Source organism: Arthrobacter halodurans (genome assembly GCF_041877255.1).
Taxonomy (GTDB): domain Bacteria; phylum Actinomycetota; class Actinomycetes; order Actinomycetales; family Micrococcaceae; genus Arthrobacter_N; species Arthrobacter_N halodurans.
The window spans coordinates 85,651-101,218 of record NZ_JBHDLJ010000007.1; the positions used below are offsets into that span (position 1 = coordinate 85,651).

The window sequence follows — 15,568 nt, forward strand, 5'->3', positions numbered from 1 at the left end:
CTGAATTTACGGCGCTTTAGATAGGGTCCCCCAACCCTCCTTGCCCTTCGCAATGGGTTCAAATCCCACCGTCACCGCCAGTGGACAGGGCGTCCGTTTCGTTGGAACACCAGCGAGGCGGGCGCCTTTTCCGTGTGGCCCCGACGCCGGCTAGATGTATTGACCTCGACCGTTGTTGATTCGGTCGATAGGGGTTTTGCCTCCGATGCCGAGGTGGGCCCTGTCTAGGTTGTAGTACTCGAGCCAGACGGGCAAGGCCTTGGCGCGGTCTTCGTTGGAGGCATAGGGACGGGCGTAGGCCCACTCGATGGCGAGGGTGTGGTTGAGGCGCTCGACTTTCCCGTTCGTCCAGGGGCAGTGCGGGCGGATGAACCGCTGCTTCACGCCGTGGGCGGCGGCAACGGAGCGGAACGCGCCGGAGTGGCGGTAGGCGAACGCGTTGTCGGTGATGAGCCGTTCAACGCGGACGCCGAGGGAGGCGTAGAACGCGATCGCCCGTTCCAGGAACCCGGCGCAGGTCTCTCCCCGCTCGTCGGGGTGGATTTCCGCGTAGGCCAGCCGGGAGTGGTCATCTATCGCGGCGTGGACGTAGTCGTAGCCGATCCCGCGTCCGCGGACCTTCTCGCTGCGCCCGTGGGCGCGCCAGCCGCCTCCGTCGGGGATCCGTCCGAGCTTCTTCACGTCCACGTGGATCAGGGACCCCGGATGCCCGTGTTCATAGCGGTTCGCGCTCCGCCGGCCAGCCCGGATGACCTGTCCGGTGACCGGGTCCAGTTCGCGCAGCAGCGGCGCCCGGTGGCGGGCCAGGATCCGTCCGACCGTCGAGGCGTGCATTCCCAGGCGCCGCGCGATGAACACCGGTCCCCGGCGGGTGAGTTCCCGCGTGATCCGCACGCGGGCCTCCACACACGGTGCCGTGCGCCGCGGATGAGAATGGGCCACGCTGGGACGGTCCAGCAACCCGGGCGCACCGGACTCGAGGAACCGCCGCCACCACCGCCAAGCCGTCGTGCGCGAGATGCCCATCTCCGCCGCGACGTGCGCGACCGCTCGTCCGGATTCGATGCGCCGCACCAGGGTCAACCTGCCCGCTGGAGTCAACCGGGCGTTACCGTGGGACATGAGAGACCTCCGTGTGTTCGAGCTGAAGAACTAGACAGCTCCAACTCGACCCCGGAGGTCTCTCCTGAGTCAACAACGATCCGGGTCAGTACAGCTAGAGCGCGGAGGGGTTCCGCCGGAGCATGGCGTCGGCCCGGAACCAGCCCAGGCGCTCGTAGAACGGCACGACGTCTCCGTCGCAGACCAGGTCGATCGAGTAGAGCCCGTCCAGTTCGGCGGTCATCCGCTCGACCAGCTCCCGGCCGATCCCGCGGCCCCGGTAGTCCGGAAGCACCTCCAGCCATGGGAGGAACGCCGTCGCCACGCCGTCGGAGATGGCGGTCACGAATCCCACGACCCGTCCGGCGTCGAGCGCGACGAGGGCCCGGTGGCTGCCGCGCAGCACGGCTAGGTGCTTGACGGGCGACGGCGGCGACGGCCATCCCGCGAAGAAGCCGCCGTCCAGCGCGTCCGGGGCGAGCGCGGCGGCGTCGAAGCTGTACTCGACCGGGCCGCGCCGCGCGCCGGGTGGTGCGCTAGGCATCCCGGCCCGGCCCCTCCGCGCCGGCCACCGCGGCGCGCTGATCCCGGCGCACCCGCCGCACCGTGTGGAACACCCGGTGCGCCAGGACGACCAGCGCCGCCCACGCGAGTCCGAGCGCCCAGGCCGCGGCGACGTCGGTGAACCAGTGGTGCCCCAGGAAGACGCGGCTCAGCCCCATCAGCACCACGAACAGCGAGCAGGCCGCGATCACGGCGATCCGCCCCAGCAGGGCGTCGATCTCCAGGCAGCACAGGTAGGCGATCACGGCGACGATCGCGGTCGCGTTCAGGGTGTGGCCGCTGGGGAACGACGGCGAGGACTCGTACGGCGGGACCGCGTCGGCCAGGTCGGGGCGGGAGCGGCCGATGACGTTCTTGCCGACGACGGTCATGGCGAGGGACCCGAGCGCGGCGACGCCGATGAGGATCAGCGGGCGCCACGACCTGCTGATCCGCGACAGGACCGCGATCACCAGCACGGCCAGGACCGGCATCCCGATCGTCCCGCCGACATCGGTGAAGGCGGTGACCCCCGCGGAGAGTTCGGGCGTGCGCTGCTCCACGGCCCACGCCAGCAGTGGACCGTCGACCCCGGCCATGCCGTCCGTCTCGACGACGGACTCGTAGATCTCGGCGGCGAGCGCGGCCAGCCCCACGACCAGCAGGCCCCCGGCCGCCAGGACGATCCACATGGCCGCGTAGGGCCCCATCCGGCGGGCGACCTGCTGGACGGCCGGTTGGACGGTTTCCTTCCCCGGAAAGTTGCGCATTCCTGAAAGACTAGTCCCATGGCGCTGCGGATCCTGGCAATCGGAAAGAAGCACGAGGCGTGGGTGGCCGAGGGGATCGGACGCTACGGGAAGCGCATGAAGAAGCCCTTCGACCTGTCGTGGCAGCTGCTGCCCCACTCCTCCCGCGAGGGCGACGCGGCGCGCTCCGAGGAGTCGGCGCGGATCCTGTCCAAGGTCCCCGCGCAGGAGTATCTGGTCCTCCTGGACGAGCGGGGCAGCAACATCGACTCCCCCACGCTCGCCCGCACCCTGCGCGCCCCGCTGGACACCTCCCGCGGCGTGAGCCTGGTGATCGGCGGAGCCTACGGCGTGGACGCGTCCGTCCACGCGCGGGCCGACTTCGTCTGGAGCCTGTCCCGGCTGGTCTTCCCGCACCAACTCGTCCGCCTGATCGTGGCGGAGCAGCTGTACCGCGCCCAGGAAATCGCCGCGGGACGCCCCTACCACCACGAATGACCGGGTTGGGCCGCGCGCTGGCGTACGGTGGGCGCAGAAAGCCCGTTCCAGACCGAGGAGCACCCATGAACCGCCGCACCCGTCCCGCCGTGGCCACCGCCCTGCTGCTGCCCGCGCTGGCCCTGACGGGTTGTGGCGGCCCGTGGTGGTCGGGCGACCCGGCGGCCGCCGATTCGACACCGGCTGGTTCGTCCTCTTCCGGTGCGACGCCGTCCGGCACCCCCGGCGCGGGCGCGGCACCGGACGGGGCGGCCCCCGTGTCCGGCGCGCCGGCGAGCGCGGCGGCCCCGCCCACCGGGGCGGGATCGCAGGGTTCGACGTCGGCAGGCCCGGTCTCCCCCGCGCCCTCGGGGCGCGCGTCCGCAACGGCCGGCACGCCGTCGTCCCCGTCCCTCTCGGCCCCTGCCCCTTCGTCCCCGGCCGCCTCGGTGCCGCCCGCCTCGGTCCCGGCCGCGGGCGAACCGGCGCCCTGCAGCGCGCCGGACCTGGAGATCGCGGTCGTGGACACGGGCGGCTCGGCGGACGCCGGCGGCGTGAGCCGGCAGCTGACCGTCGCCAACCCCGGCGCCGACTGCACAATCTCCGGCTTCCCGGTCATCACCTACCAGTCGGCCCCGGGGAAGATCGTCGGGGCGCCCGCGGGACACTTCGGCGAGCCCGGTCCGGCAACCATCCTCGGGTCGGGCCAGATGACCACCGTCGCCCTGCGCGAGCAGCAGGCCGGCAAGTACGGGCCGGACTGCCGGGCCACCGACGTGCCGCTCCTCGCCGTCGCGCTCGCCGACGGCGGGGCGACCGCCTACCTCGACCGCCCCGCCACGGCGTGCGCTTCGACGGCGATCGAACTGCTCCAGACCGGCCCCTACGACTCCTGACACCACCGTCCCGCGGACAGGCGGCGGCGCCCGGACGCAACCTGTCGGCGGCCCGGCGTAGGCTGGTTCCGATGGCAAAACAGTTGGCCGCCGCCGCGGTGCTGGACCGTTTCACCCCGCCCACCCGCGAGTGGTTCACGGGTGCCTTCGCCGCGCCGACGGACGCCCAGCTCGGCGCCTGGGACGCGGTCTCGTCCGGGGCCAGCGCACTCGTCGTGGCGCCGACGGGCTCCGGCAAGACGCTCTCCGCCTTCCTGTGGGCCCTCGACACGTTCATCCGCGACGCCCGCGACCGGCCCGCGTCGCCGTCCGGGGCACCGGCCGAAGCGGCTTCGGCTTCGGCGCCCGCTGCGGCAAAGGCCCGGGCCAACGGCAGCCGCGCTTCCGGGCGTCCGCCGAAGCGCAAGACCCGCGTGCTCTACATCTCGCCGCTGAAGGCGCTGGGCGTCGACGTCGAACGCAACCTCCGTGCCCCACTGATCGGGATCACGCAGACGGCGAAGCGGAGGGGGCTGCCCGCGCCGGACATCACCGTCGGCGTCCGTTCGGGCGACACCCCGGCGTCGGACCGGCGCAAGCTGCTGACCAGCCCGCCGGACATCCTCATCACGACGCCCGAATCGCTCTTCCTCATGCTGACCTCGCGCGCCCGGGAGACGCTCACGTCCGTGGACACGGTGATCCTCGACGAGGTGCACGCCGTCGCCGGGACCAAGCGGGGGGCGCACCTGGCCGTCTCGCTGGAGCGCCTCGACGCCCTGCTCCAGCGCCCGGCGCAGCGGATCGGCCTCTCGGCGACCGTCGAACCGCGGGAGGAGGTCGCGCGCTTCCTCGGCGGATCGCGGCCGGTGCGGGTGATCGCGCCGCCGTCGACGAAGCGGTGGGACCTCACCGTCACCGTGCCCGTCGAGGACATGACGGACCTGCCGGCGGCGGCCGACGCGGGGAACCTCGACCCGGTGACGGGGCTCCAGCCCAAGGCCAGCATCTGGCCGCACGTCGAGGAGAAGATCGTCGACCTGATCGAGGCCAACCGGTCGACGATTGTCTTCGCCAACTCCCGCCGCCTCTCCGAGCGCCTGACCGCGCGCCTGAACGAGATCCACGAGCAGCGCCACCTGGCGGCCGCGGCGGCCGCCGAGACGAACGGCCCGGCGACCGCGGGGGCGGCCGCGGACGCCGGGCCGGGTCCGCGGGAGCCGCGCCGGACGCCGGCGGAGATGATGGCGCAGGCCGGCTCGGCCGCGGGCGCCGAGCCGCTGCTCGCCCGCGCGCACCACGGGTCCGTGTCGAAGGACCAGCGCGCCGGGATCGAGGACGACCTGAAGTCCGGGCGGCTGCGCTGCGTCGTGGCGACGTCGTCGCTGGAGCTGGGCATCGACATGGGCCTCGTGGACCTCGTGGTCCAGGTGGAGTCGCCCCATTCGGTCGCCTCGGGCCTGCAGCGCGTGGGCCGCGCGGGCCACCAGGTCGGCGAGGTCTCCCAGGGCGTGTTCTTCCCGAAGCACCGTGGCGACCTGGTGAACACCACCGTCACCGTGGAGCGGATGCGCGTTGGGGGCATCGAGCCGCTGTCCGTGCCGGCGAATCCGCTGGACATCCTGGCGCAGCAGACCGTGGCCGCCGCGGCCCTCGGCGAGGTGGACGTCGAGGAGTGGTTCGACGTCGTGCGGCGATCCGCGCCGTTCGCGTCGCTGCCGCGGTCCGCGTTCGAGGCCACCCTGGACCTGCTCGCGGGGAAATACCCGTCCGACGAGTTCGCCGAGCTGCGCCCGCGCATCGTCTGGGACCGGGACGCCGGCACGATCGTGGGTCGCCCGGGCGCCCAGCGGCTGGCCGTCACCAGCGGTGGCACCATCCCGGACCGCGGCCTCTTCGGCGTGTTCCTCGTGGGTTCGGAGGACGCGGCGAAGGGCGGCCGGCGCGTCGGCGAGCTCGACGAGGAGATGGTCTACGAGTCGCGCGTCGGGGACGTCTTCGCGCTCGGGGCCACCAGCTGGAAGATCGAGGAGATCACGCACGACCGCGTCCTGGTCTCCCCCGCGTTCGGCCAACCCGGCAAGCTCCCCTTCTGGACCGGCGACTCCCTCGGCCGGCCCGTCGAGCTCGGCCGGGCGCTGGGCGCGTTCCAGCGCGAGCTGTCCGCCGCGGCGCCGGACGACGCCGCGGCCCGGCTGCGCGCCGTCGGCCTGGACGAGTGGGCGGCCGGGAACCTGCTGGCGTACCTCCACGAGCAGCAGGAGGCCACCACCACGGTCCCGAGCGACCGCACGCTCGTCGTCGAGAGGTTCAAGGACGAACTGGGCGACTGGCGCGTGGTGCTGCACTCCCCGTTCGGCCTGCCGGTGCACGCCCCCTGGGCCCTCGCGGTCGGCGCGCGGCTGCACCAGCGCTACGGGCTCGACGGTTCGGCGATGGCGGCGGACGACGGGATCGTGTTGCGCGTGCCGATGATGGACGACGAGCCGCCCGGGGCGGAGCTCTTCCTGTTCGACGAGGAGGAGCTGGACGCGATCGTCACGGCCGAGGTGGGCGGCTCCGCCCTCTTCGCCTCGCGCTTCCGCGAGTGCGCCGCGCGTGCACTGCTGCTGCCACGCCAGAATCCGGCGAAGCGCACCCCGCTGTGGCAGCAGCGGCAGCGCTCGGCCCAGCTGCTGGACGTGGCCCGGAAGTACCCGACGTTCCCGATCATCCTGGAGACGGTCCGCGAGTGCCTGCAGGACGTCTACGACCTCCCCGCACTGCGCTCGCTGGCCGCGTCGATCGGCCGGCGCGACCTGCGCATCGTGGAGACGACGACGCGCCAGCCCTCGCCGTTCGCCCAGTCCCTGCTCTTCGGCTACGTCGCCCAGTTCCTCTACGAGGGGGATTCGCCGCTGGCCGAGCGCCGGGCCGCCGCGCTCTCGCTGGACTCCGGGCTGCTGAACGACCTCCTCGGGCGCGCCGAGCTCCGCGAGCTCCTCGACCCGCAGGTCATCGCGCGCACCGAAGCCGAGCTCCAGCGCCTCGCGGAGGACCGGCGGCTGAAGGGCCTCGAGGGCACCGCGGACCTGCTGCGGCTGCTGGGGCCGCTCACCGTGGAGGAGATCGCCGCCCGGCTGCTCCCCGAGGATTCCGCGGCGGAAACCCAGACGGCCCCGGCACAGGACTCGGCGGCAGCGGAGGCGACGCCGGAGAGCACGCGGACGCCGGACGCCGCGGCGCCCAGAGAGGTTGCCGGTGAGGTTGCCGGGCGCGACGAGTCCGCCGCGGGGGAAGAAGCCATCGCCCGGACCGGCGCCGGCCGCCACGCCGCCGAACTCGTCCGCGCCCACCGCGCGCTGCGGGTCAACCTCGCCGGCCGCGAGGTGTTCGCCGCGGTCGAGGACGCCGCGCGGCTGCGCGACGCCCTGGGGGTGCCGCTGCCCATGGGGGTTCCCCTGGCGTTCATCGAGCCGGTGGCCGACCCGCTCGGCGACCTGGTGGGCCGCTACGCGCGCACCCACGGGCCGTTCACCGCGGCCGAGGCCGCCGCGCGCCTGGGCCTCGGCTCCGCCGTCGTGCTGTCCGTGCTGAAGCGGCTCGGCACCGAGGGCCGGGTCGTGGAGGGCGAGTTCCGGCCGACGGCCTCCGCCCCCGAGGGCGCCGGACAGCCGGCCCCGAGCGAGTGGTGCGACGCGGAGGTCCTGCGCCGCATCCGCCGCCGCTCGCTGGCGGCGCTGCGCGCGGAGGTGGAACCGGTCGACGGCCCCACCTACGGGCGCTTCCTGCCGTCGTGGCAGTTCGTGGGCGAGAACCTCCGCGGGATCGACGGGGTCGCGACGGTGATCGACCAGCTTTCGGGCGTCCCCGTGCCGGCGAGCGCGTGGGAGGCGTTCGTGTTGCCCGCGCGGGTGCGGGACTACCGGCCGGCGATGCTGGACGAGCTGATGGCCACCGGGGAGGTCCTGTGGGAGGGCGCGGGCGCCCTCGCGGGGAACGACGGCTGGATCAGCCTGCACCTGGCCGAGCACGCCGCCCTGACGCTGGACCCGAGCCCCGACTTCGAGCCCGGCGGGCTCCACGAGGAACTCCTCGGCGTGCTCGGCACGGGCGGCGCGTACTTCTTCCGCCAGCTGTCCGAGTCCCTGCGCGGGCCGGCCGCCGGGCCGGGTCGGGACGCCGGCCCCGGGGTCGCGCGCCCTCGCCGCGGCGACGCGGAGATCCTCGAGGCGCTGTGGGAACTGGTCTGGGCCGGGCGCGTCGGGAACGACACGTTCGCGCCCGTCCGCGGGCTGTTGGGCGCGGGGCGGACGGCCCACAAGCAGCGGGCGGGGACGCCCCGCGCGCGGGCGGCGCGGATCGGCCGGCTCCGCGGGATGCGCGGACCGGGCCTGCACGACGCCGGTCTGCGCGCCGGCGGCGCCGCGGCGTACGACGCGGACGCCGGCGCCCCCGGGGCGGGGCTTCGGCCCGGGTCCTCCGCCGTCGCCACCCCTTCGTTGCCCAGCGCGGCCGGCCGCTGGTCCCTGCTGCCGACGCCGGACCCGGACCCCACCGTCCGGGCGCATGCCCGGGCCGAGTACCTGCTGGACCGCTACGGGGTGCTCACGCGGGGTTCCGTCGTCGCCGAGGAGGTGCCCGGCGGCTTCGGTCTGCTCTACCGCGTGCTGACCCGGCTCGAGGAGGCCGGCCGGACGCGCCGCGGCTACTTCATCGAGCACCTCGGGGCGGCCCAGTTCTCCGTCCCGGCGACCGTGGACCGGCTGCGCGGCCACACCCGGGACACCGAGCTCGACGCCGTCCACGCCGGCTCGGCCCATGCCGGCTTGGCCGCGGGTCCCGCCGGGGGGCCGCCCGCGCGCATCCCGGCGGCCGTCGCGCTGTCCGCCACCGACCCGGCCAACCCCTACGGCGCCGCCCTCCCGTGGCCGGTCCTCGAGTCCGCGCCGGACGCCCCCGCGGCGACCGGCCACCGGCCGGGCCGGAAGGCCGGCGCCGTCGTCGTCCTGGTCGACGGCGCGCTGGCGCTGTACGTGGAGCGCGGCGGCAAGACCCTCCTGGCCTTCACCGAGGAGCCGGACGCCCTCGCCGCGGCCGCGCGTTCGCTCGTGGGGACCCTGCGCACGGCCCGTGTGGAAAAGATGTCGATGGAGCGCGTCAACGGGAGGCCGATCCCGGACACGGTGGTGTCCGCGGCCCTCCTCGAGGCCGGTTTCTACTCGGCGCCCAACGGCGTGCGGTTCCGCAATTGAGCCCAGCCGACGGGTTGCGTAACTAATCCGTGACAATCGCCCCAAAAAGGCGAATCGCGTGACAAACTAGCCACACACACCGGCTTGGGGATAAAGGATGTGACTGGTTTTGCCTGAGGGAGACACTGTTTACCGCGCGGCGAGAATGCTGGACGCCGCGCTCACGGGACGGGTGCTGAACGCCACGGACTTCCGGGTCCCGCGCTACGCCACACTGAACCTGGCGGGGGCCAAGGTGACGTCGGTGGTCTCGCGCGGCAAGCACCTACTGATTCGCGCGGGGGACCTGAGCATCCACTCCCATCTGATGATGGAAGGCCACTGGGACGTCTACGCCCCGGGCGAGCGCTGGCGCTCCCCCGGATTCAAGGCGCGCTGCATCCTGAAGAACCCCGATTTCCAGGCGGTCGGCTTCGAGCTCGGCTTCCTGCGCGTGATCCGGACCTCGGACGAGCCGGACGCCGTGGGCCACCTGGGGCCGGATCCCCTCGGACACTACTGGGACCCGGCCGAGGCCGAACGGCGGCTCCGCGCGAACCCGGAGCGGCCGATCGGCCTTTCGTTGCTGGACCAGCGGCTGATCGCCGGCCTCGGGAACATCTACCGCTCCGAACTGCTGTTCATCTCCCGCACGAATCCGCGCACGCCGGCGGGCGAGGTCCAGGACATGGGGCGGATCGTCGAGCTCGCCCACCAGCTGCTGCACGCCAACAAGGACCGCACGCGCCGGACCACGACGCCGGCGACGCACCGCGACCCCTACTGGGTGTACGGGCGCGGCGGCCGGCCCTGCCAGCGCTGCGGGGAGCCCGTGGTGCATGAGAAGATCGGGGACGCGGCCCCGGGCCCGGGAACCGCGGAGGTCAACGAGCGCGACCTGTATTTCTGCCCGAAGTGCCAGCCCCTGCACGACACGCCCTAGCGGGAGCGAGCCTCCCCGACGAACCAGTCCGGGAGACACCATGCGACCAGCGCGACACACCACGGGCCGTCCGGACGTCCTCGCCGTCCTGCTGGCGGGCGGCCGGGGCAGCCGCCTCGCACCGCTCACGGACGGGCGCTCGAAGCCGGCGACCCCGTTCGGGGGCGTCTACCGCCTGATCGACTTCCAGCTGAGCAACATCGCCCACAGCGGCATCCGCGACGTCTGGGTGGTGGAGCAGTTCCGCCCGTTCACGCTCAACCAGCACCTGGCCGGGGGCCGGCCCTGGGACCTCGACGGGACCCGGCACGGGCTCCGGATCCTGCCGCCCGCCGAGGGCGGCGCACGCGACGGCTTCGCCGAGGGCAACGCCCACGCCCTCTACCAGCAGGCACCGCTGATCCGCGAGTCGGGCGCGGGCATCGTGGTGGTGCTGAGCGCCGACCACCTGTGCACCTTCGACCTGCGGGACGCGATCGACACGCACCGCGACAGCGGCGCGGAACTGACGATCGTCACGACGGAGGTCGAGGAGGATCCCTCCCGCTACTCCGTCGTCCAGACCGAGGCGGGGCGCGTCACGGGCTTCGACTACAAGCCCGCGTCCCCCCGCGGGAACCTGGTGGCGACGGAGATCTTCGTCTATTCGGCGGGCCCGCTCATCGAGGCGCTGGAGCGGCTCGCCGAACGCGAGCGGGAGGGCGACGGCGAGGCGGACGCCGCGGGCGCCGAGCTCGGGGACTACGGCGAGTCCCTGGTGCCCTCCTTTGTCGAGCGCGGCACCGCCGTCGAACACCGTCTCGAGGGCTACTGGCGGGACGTCGGCACAGTGGACAGCTTCTACCGCGCCCACATGGAGCTCCTCGAGGGCCGGGGCGTGGAGCTCGCCCGCCCGGGCTGGCCGGTGCTGACCAACAGCCCGTTCCTCCCGCCGGCCCACGTGCGCGCCTCCGCGACGGTGGCCGCCTCCCTGCTCTCCCCGGGCTGCGACGTCGGCGGGAGAGTCGAGCACAGCGTTCTCGGCCCGAACGTCGTCGTCGAGGCCGGGGCGGTCGTCTCGCGCAGCGTGCTGCTCGGCGACACCACCGTCCCCGCCGGCGCGCGGCTGGAGTCCGTCGTCGCCGACGTGGGCGCCCGGTTCGACGCCGGTGCGCGCGTCGGGCGCACCAAGCCCGGTCCCGGGAACATCACCGTCGTCGAGCCGTCCTGAACGGCGCCGTCCCGGCGGGCATGGACGCGCGAAGGGGGCGGCGGTAGGTTGGCCGCAGGGCCCGGGCATCCCGGTCCGGGCCGCGGAACCTGGAGGAACACCATGGCCAACCACGTCTACAGCGTCTCGGAAATCGTCGGCAGCTCCCCCGAGGGGATCGAGGACGCCGTGAACAACGCGGTGGCGCAGGCGAACAAGACGCTGCGTCACCTCGACTGGTTCGAGGTGACCCAGGTCCGCGGGCACATCGCCGACGGCAAGGTCGCCGACTGGCAGGTGGGCATCAAGCTCGGGTTCCGGCTGGAGAGCTGACGCACGCTCGCGCCGCGACCGCCCAGGGCATCGCGCCGCGACCGCCCCGGGCATCGGCCGCGACCGCCCCGGGCATCGGCCGCGACCGCCCCGGGCATCGGCCGCGACGGCGCGCGGCCGCGGCCGTGCGAAACTGGGACGATGGCCATGCGATCCCCCCTGCCCGTGCGCGACGGCGTCAACGCGACCCGGCTGCGCCTGCCGCGGGAGGGCGAGTGGGCGACCGTGATGGACTACGTCCTGCACCGGTTCGGCCACGTGGATCCCGACGGGATCGTCGGGCGCTTCCGAGGCGGCGAAGTCGTGGGGGTCGGCGGCGTCGCTCTCGACGAGGCGACCCCGCTGGGTGCGCACGACTTCCTCTGGTACTACCGCAACCTGCCCGCGGAGGAGCCCATCCCCTTCACGGAGACGATCCTCCACCGCGACGGCGACCTCCTGGTGGTCGACAAGCCGCACTTCCTCCCGACCACGCCCGGCGGGCGCTTCGTGCAGGAATCCGCGCTGGTCCGGCTCCGCAACCGCCTCGGCATCCCCGACCTGATCCCGATGCACCGGCTGGACCGGGCCACCGCGGGCGTCATCCTCTTCTCGACCAACCCGGACACCCGGGGCGCCTACCAGGTCCTGTTCGAGCGCCGCCAAATCCGGAAGGAATACGAGTGCGTCAGCGCGCTGCCGCCCGGCGCAGGCACCGGACCGCACGGGCCGGGTCTCTCCGGGCACGAGTTTCCGCTGGTCTACCGGAACCGGATGGCCAAGGTGAAGGGAACGCTGCTCTCGACCGTGGAGGACGGCGAGCCGAACGCCGAGAGCCGCGTGGACCTGATCCGCACGGGCCGGAGCCGCGGCACCCACGCGGGCGCCGACGTCGGACTGTTCCGCCTGCGCCCGCACACCGGAAAGACACACCAGCTGCGCGTCCACATGGCCGCGCTGGGACTCGGCATCCTCAACGACCCCTTCTATCCCGTCCTGCTGGACAAGGCGCCGGACGACCATGCGCGCCCCCTGCAACTCGTCGCCCGCTCGATCGCGTTCACGGACCCCCTGACGGGGCGTGAGGTGCAGTTCCGCTCCGCCCGGCAGCTGCTGGAACGGCCGGAGTGAACCTCGACGCCGCACTCTCCGGCGACCTGGGCCTCTGGTACTACCCGCTGACGATCCTGCTGGTTGCCCTCGACGCCCCGTTCCCTCCGCTGCCGTCCGAGCTCCTGGTCCTGGGCGCGGGGCCGCTTGCCGCGGACGGGCTGCTGAGTCCCGCGGGGGTTGTGCTGGCCGCCGCGGCCGGATGCTGGATCGGCGACGTCGGGCTCTACCTCGTCTTCCGCCACGGCCTGACGAGCTGGTTCGATCGCTTCGCGTGGGGTCGGCGGGCCCACCGCGGCATCGTGACGCTGATGAACCGGATGGGACGGGACGGCACCTACGCCGGACTCGTGGGTGTGAGGTTCCTCTCCGGCGGGAGGACGGCCTCCGTTGCCGCGGCGGGTCTCGCCGGGGTCCCACTGGGTCCGTTCCTCGGGTTGGCGGGGCTGGGTGCCGTGCTCTGGGCCCTGTGGATGGTCTCGCTCGGCTACCTGACCGGGAGCGCGACCGGCCTTCCCACGTGGGCTTCCGCGTTGATGGGGATGGCATTGGGTACTCTTGTGGGTGTGGTTCTGGCGGCGGGCTTGGCCCTCCGCACGCGAGGGAAAGGGATACGGGGCAATGGCTGAGACGCGCGAAGGCTCCTCTCCCGCGTCCTCGGCGCTCGAGCGGCTCCGGGCCAGCCAGCCGCGTGAATCCGCACCCGCCAACGCGTCACCCGACGCCGCCGACGCGTCACCCGACGCCGCCGACGCTCCCGCCGCTCCCGGCGGCGGAACGCGCGCCCGCACCGCCGTCCGACGCCCGCCGCCCCCCGCCCGCGCCCCGGGCGCCGGAAAAGCCGGCGACCACACTCCGGCCGCGGAGTCCGGCGGCCCCGCGAACCAGCCCGCAGGACGTCCGTCCCCGTCGGCCGGGCGCATCGCCGAGCCAACCGGCCGCATCGCCGCGCGGACCGGCCTGCCGCCCCAGCCGCCGCGTGCGCCGCTGCCCGGCCGACCGGGATACGAAACCCCGCGCCACATGGCCGGCCACCAGACCCGCGTCAACGACGACGGAACGACCTCGCGCAAGGCCCTGAGCGACTGGCTCGACCACCTCGAGCCGCCCGACTGGGACGCCCTGGCCAAGACCCTTGCGCTGGCCTGGTCCCGGCAGCGGTCGCTGGCCGCGGAGCGCTCCGCGGCCCGCGCCGAGCGCCGCGAGATCCGGCACCGCGAGGCCCGCGCCCGAGAAGCGCGGCGGCACCAGGCCGAACTCGAACGCGCCGAACGCGAACGCGCCGAGCTCCAGCGCGCCGAGCTCGAGCGCGCCGAACTCGAACGCGCCGAGCTCGAGCGCGCCGCGCGGGAACGCTCCGACGGCGGACCCGGCGAACGGCGGCCCGCGCACCCGGGACCGGCGGCCGGAGGATCGTCTGCGACGTTGGCCGGCCTGACCGCGAGTGAGTCCGCGGACACCGAGGCGGATCTCGCCGGCCTCATCGAGAACGCACGCGAGGCGATTGCGGCCGCCCGCGAACACCCCGAGGGGCGCATCCACAACGGACCCGAGCGCGGCCTGCCGCCGCGTGGCCCCGTCTGGATCGAGGACACGGAACCGGAACCGATCTATGTCCCCCCCTACAACCTGCCGTCGACGGAGCCGAACCCGCCCGAGGTCCAGGCGGATCTGTACCGCCGGACCGCGCAGGCGGTGGCCGCGGGCGTCGCCCTGCTGCTCGGATTCCTCTGCCTCGGCGTCTTCGGCGGGGAGACGGCGCACTCCACGCCGGGTTCCCCCTTCCATCCCGACTTCTCGCTGCTCTCGATGGATGTCGACTCGTTCGCGGTCTGGGGCATCATCCTGATCGGGCTGGCGGTGTCGGCCGTGTACTCCTGGCACCCGTCGCAGCGGTCCTCGCGACGCCAGCGGTCGCTCGGCTATCCGACCGCCGGAGCGTCGCTGCTCGGGGCCCTGTGGCTGCTCGCGGCACGCAACGGACTCGCCGGAACCGCCCTGTGGATCGCCGCAGCCCTGACGGCCGTGCTGGTGTATTGCCTGCACCAGTTGAACCGGCGGACGGCCCGCAGCACGACGGAACGCGTCCTCACGGACGCGCCGATCGGGTTGTTCCTGGGCTGGATGCTCGCGCTGCTGCCCATGAGCGTCGGCGTATGGCTGACGTCCCGCTCCATCGACGTCGTGCTTCCGGCCTCCTGGTGGGCGGCGTTGAGCGTCGTGGCGGCCACGTGGGCGGCCGTCAGCTTCTCCATGTCCGAACGGGGCCGGATCATCGTGGCGCTCGGATTCGGGTGGGGGCTGTTCTGGACCATGACGGCCCGCCTGCTCGGGCCCAACGACTCCGCGCTCGTCGCCATCTTGGCGGGAGTGTGCGCGTTCATCGTCATCCTCGCCACCGAAAACCGCCGCTATCAGATCGGCCATGCCGAGCGCCGCGCGGCCCGCGGCCAGCGCACCGAATTCTAGCCGCCGGATTCTCACCATGGGCTTCTAGACACCGGGTTCTCAACACCGGGTTCTAGCCGCCGGGTTCCACCCACCGGTCCCTAGAGCGGCGCCCACCGTCCGCGGTCCCGTCGCAGGACCACGAGCCGCTCCGTCACGGCGACGGTCTCCACCCTCTCGCGCATCAGGACGGCGGTGCGGCGAGCCCGCCGCAACCCGGCGTCGTGTTCCTCTTCCTCGACCGTGAACCGCAGCGTGATGCGCGGAACCCCTCCCACAATGTCGAGCTGGTGCGCCTCCACGTGGTGGTGCCCTTCGACCGATGCGACGGCCGCGTCCATCACGGCCTCCGGAGGATTCCCCGGGCGCAGCCCGACGATGTTCAGTTGGGCGCGGAAGGAAGGCACGTCGTACTCCGATCGGGGTGGGGTGTCCGGCGCCGGGCACCGTCGCGACCAGCGTACGTCCCGGCCGCGAGCGCGGCGAAAACTTGGCGCCCGTGGTCCGACCGCCGCGCGTCACGGTGACGAGCGGCATATGCCGGGTAGACTCCTGTCACATTCACCGCATCAGACACTTCAATCACTGGAGCCCCAGCCCTCCACGGT

Annotated in this window: 13 protein-coding genes; 9 read left to right on the forward strand and 4 right to left on the reverse strand. The window is 73.4% G+C overall.

Going from position 1 to position 15,568, the window contains the following annotated elements; all coding sequences use genetic code 11:
* Window positions 1-150: 150 nt before the first annotated feature.
* The 3 genes from ACETWP_RS10225 to ACETWP_RS10235 form a co-directional block, all read right to left on the reverse strand.
* Window positions 151-1,122 carry an IS481 family transposase gene (locus ACETWP_RS10225; RefSeq protein ID WP_373972136.1) on the reverse strand — a complete coding sequence of 324 codons (972 nt, stop codon included), beginning with the start codon at window positions 1,120-1,122 and terminating at the stop codon, window positions 151-153.
* Between the two features lie 94 nt (window positions 1,123-1,216).
* A complete protein-coding gene (locus ACETWP_RS10230; protein WP_373972137.1) occupies window positions 1,217-1,645 on the reverse strand; it encodes a GNAT family N-acetyltransferase in 429 nt (142 codons plus the stop codon).
* Entirely contained in the window at window positions 1,638-2,414 is a 777-nt protein-coding gene (locus ACETWP_RS10235) for a phosphatase PAP2 family protein (RefSeq protein ID WP_373972138.1), read from the reverse strand. The genes ACETWP_RS10230 and ACETWP_RS10235 overlap by 8 nt, the downstream gene beginning before the upstream one ends.
* 18 nt (window positions 2,415-2,432) lie before the next feature.
* On the opposite strand from ACETWP_RS10235, the gene rlmH reads away from it, so the two are divergent.
* The 9 genes from rlmH (at window position 2,433) to ACETWP_RS10280 (ending at window position 14,981) form a co-directional block, all read left to right on the forward strand.
* Window positions 2,433-2,891, forward strand: a complete 459-nt coding sequence (rlmH, locus tag ACETWP_RS10240) for a 23S rRNA (pseudouridine(1915)-N(3))-methyltransferase RlmH (protein ID WP_373972139.1) — start codon at window positions 2,433-2,435, stop codon at window positions 2,889-2,891.
* A gap of 65 nt (window positions 2,892-2,956) precedes the next feature.
* Complete coding sequence (locus tag ACETWP_RS10245; protein WP_373972140.1) at window positions 2,957-3,766, forward strand: DUF4232 domain-containing protein; 810 nt, start codon at window positions 2,957-2,959, stop codon at window positions 3,764-3,766.
* A gap of 71 nt (window positions 3,767-3,837) precedes the next feature.
* Window positions 3,838-8,979, forward strand: a complete 5,142-nt coding sequence (locus tag ACETWP_RS10250; RefSeq protein WP_373972141.1) for an Lhr family helicase — start codon at window positions 3,838-3,840, stop codon at window positions 8,977-8,979.
* A gap of 109 nt (window positions 8,980-9,088) precedes the next feature.
* Window positions 9,089-9,901, forward strand: a complete 813-nt coding sequence (locus tag ACETWP_RS10255; protein WP_373972142.1) for an Fpg/Nei family DNA glycosylase — start codon at window positions 9,089-9,091, stop codon at window positions 9,899-9,901.
* A gap of 40 nt (window positions 9,902-9,941) precedes the next feature.
* The gene (locus ACETWP_RS10260) at window positions 9,942-11,111 is read left to right on the forward strand and encodes a glucose-1-phosphate adenylyltransferase family protein (RefSeq protein WP_373972143.1); all 1,170 of its coding nucleotides are present in this window, start codon (window positions 9,942-9,944) and stop codon (window positions 11,109-11,111) included.
* A 102-nt stretch (window positions 11,112-11,213) separates the two neighbouring features.
* Entirely contained in the window at window positions 11,214-11,423 is a 210-nt protein-coding gene (locus ACETWP_RS10265) for a dodecin (protein ID WP_373972144.1), read from the forward strand.
* Between the two features lie 147 nt (window positions 11,424-11,570).
* Complete coding sequence (locus ACETWP_RS10270; RefSeq protein WP_373972145.1) at window positions 11,571-12,533, forward strand: pseudouridine synthase; 963 nt, start codon at window positions 11,571-11,573, stop codon at window positions 12,531-12,533.
* Window positions 12,530-13,141 (forward strand): DedA family protein, encoded by a 612-nt coding sequence (locus tag ACETWP_RS10275; protein WP_373972146.1) that lies wholly within the window; start codon window positions 12,530-12,532, stop codon window positions 13,139-13,141. Before ACETWP_RS10270 ends, ACETWP_RS10275 begins: the two co-directional genes overlap by 4 nt.
* Window positions 13,134-14,981 (forward strand): TspO-related membrane protein, encoded by a 1,848-nt coding sequence (locus ACETWP_RS10280; RefSeq protein ID WP_373972147.1) that lies wholly within the window; start codon window positions 13,134-13,136, stop codon window positions 14,979-14,981. The genes ACETWP_RS10275 and ACETWP_RS10280 overlap by 8 nt, the downstream gene beginning before the upstream one ends.
* 80 nt (window positions 14,982-15,061) lie before the next feature.
* Here the strand turns inward: ACETWP_RS10280 and ACETWP_RS10285 are convergent, their stop codons facing one another.
* The gene (locus ACETWP_RS10285) at window positions 15,062-15,367 is read right to left on the reverse strand and encodes a hypothetical protein (protein ID WP_373972148.1); all 306 of its coding nucleotides are present in this window, start codon (window positions 15,365-15,367) and stop codon (window positions 15,062-15,064) included.
* Between the last annotated feature and the right edge of the window lie 201 nt (window positions 15,368-15,568).

Excerpts from the sequence above, each read along its gene's own strand:
- rlmH (WP_373972139.1), top strand. The coding sequence starts at position 2,433 with ATGGCGCTGCGGATCCTGGCAATCGGAAAGAAGCACGAGGCGTGGGTG.
- ACETWP_RS10230 (WP_373972137.1), bottom strand. The coding sequence starts at position 1,645 with ATGCCTAGCGCACCACCCGGCGCGCGGCGCGGCCCGGTCGAGTACAGC.
- ACETWP_RS10245 (WP_373972140.1), top strand. The coding sequence starts at position 2,957 with ATGAACCGCCGCACCCGTCCCGCCGTGGCCACCGCCCTGCTGCTGCCC.
- ACETWP_RS10250 (WP_373972141.1), top strand. The coding sequence starts at position 3,838 with ATGGCAAAACAGTTGGCCGCCGCCGCGGTGCTGGACCGTTTCACCCCG.
- ACETWP_RS10265 (WP_373972144.1), top strand. The coding sequence starts at position 11,214 with ATGGCCAACCACGTCTACAGCGTCTCGGAAATCGTCGGCAGCTCCCCC.
- ACETWP_RS10225 (WP_373972136.1), bottom strand. The coding sequence starts at position 1,122 with ATGTCCCACGGTAACGCCCGGTTGACTCCAGCGGGCAGGTTGACCCTG.
- ACETWP_RS10270 (WP_373972145.1), top strand. The coding sequence starts at position 11,571 with ATGCGATCCCCCCTGCCCGTGCGCGACGGCGTCAACGCGACCCGGCTG.
- ACETWP_RS10280 (WP_373972147.1), top strand. The coding sequence starts at position 13,134 with ATGGCTGAGACGCGCGAAGGCTCCTCTCCCGCGTCCTCGGCGCTCGAG.
- ACETWP_RS10235 (WP_373972138.1), bottom strand. The coding sequence starts at position 2,414 with ATGCGCAACTTTCCGGGGAAGGAAACCGTCCAACCGGCCGTCCAGCAG.
- ACETWP_RS10260 (WP_373972143.1), top strand. The coding sequence starts at position 9,942 with ATGCGACCAGCGCGACACACCACGGGCCGTCCGGACGTCCTCGCCGTC.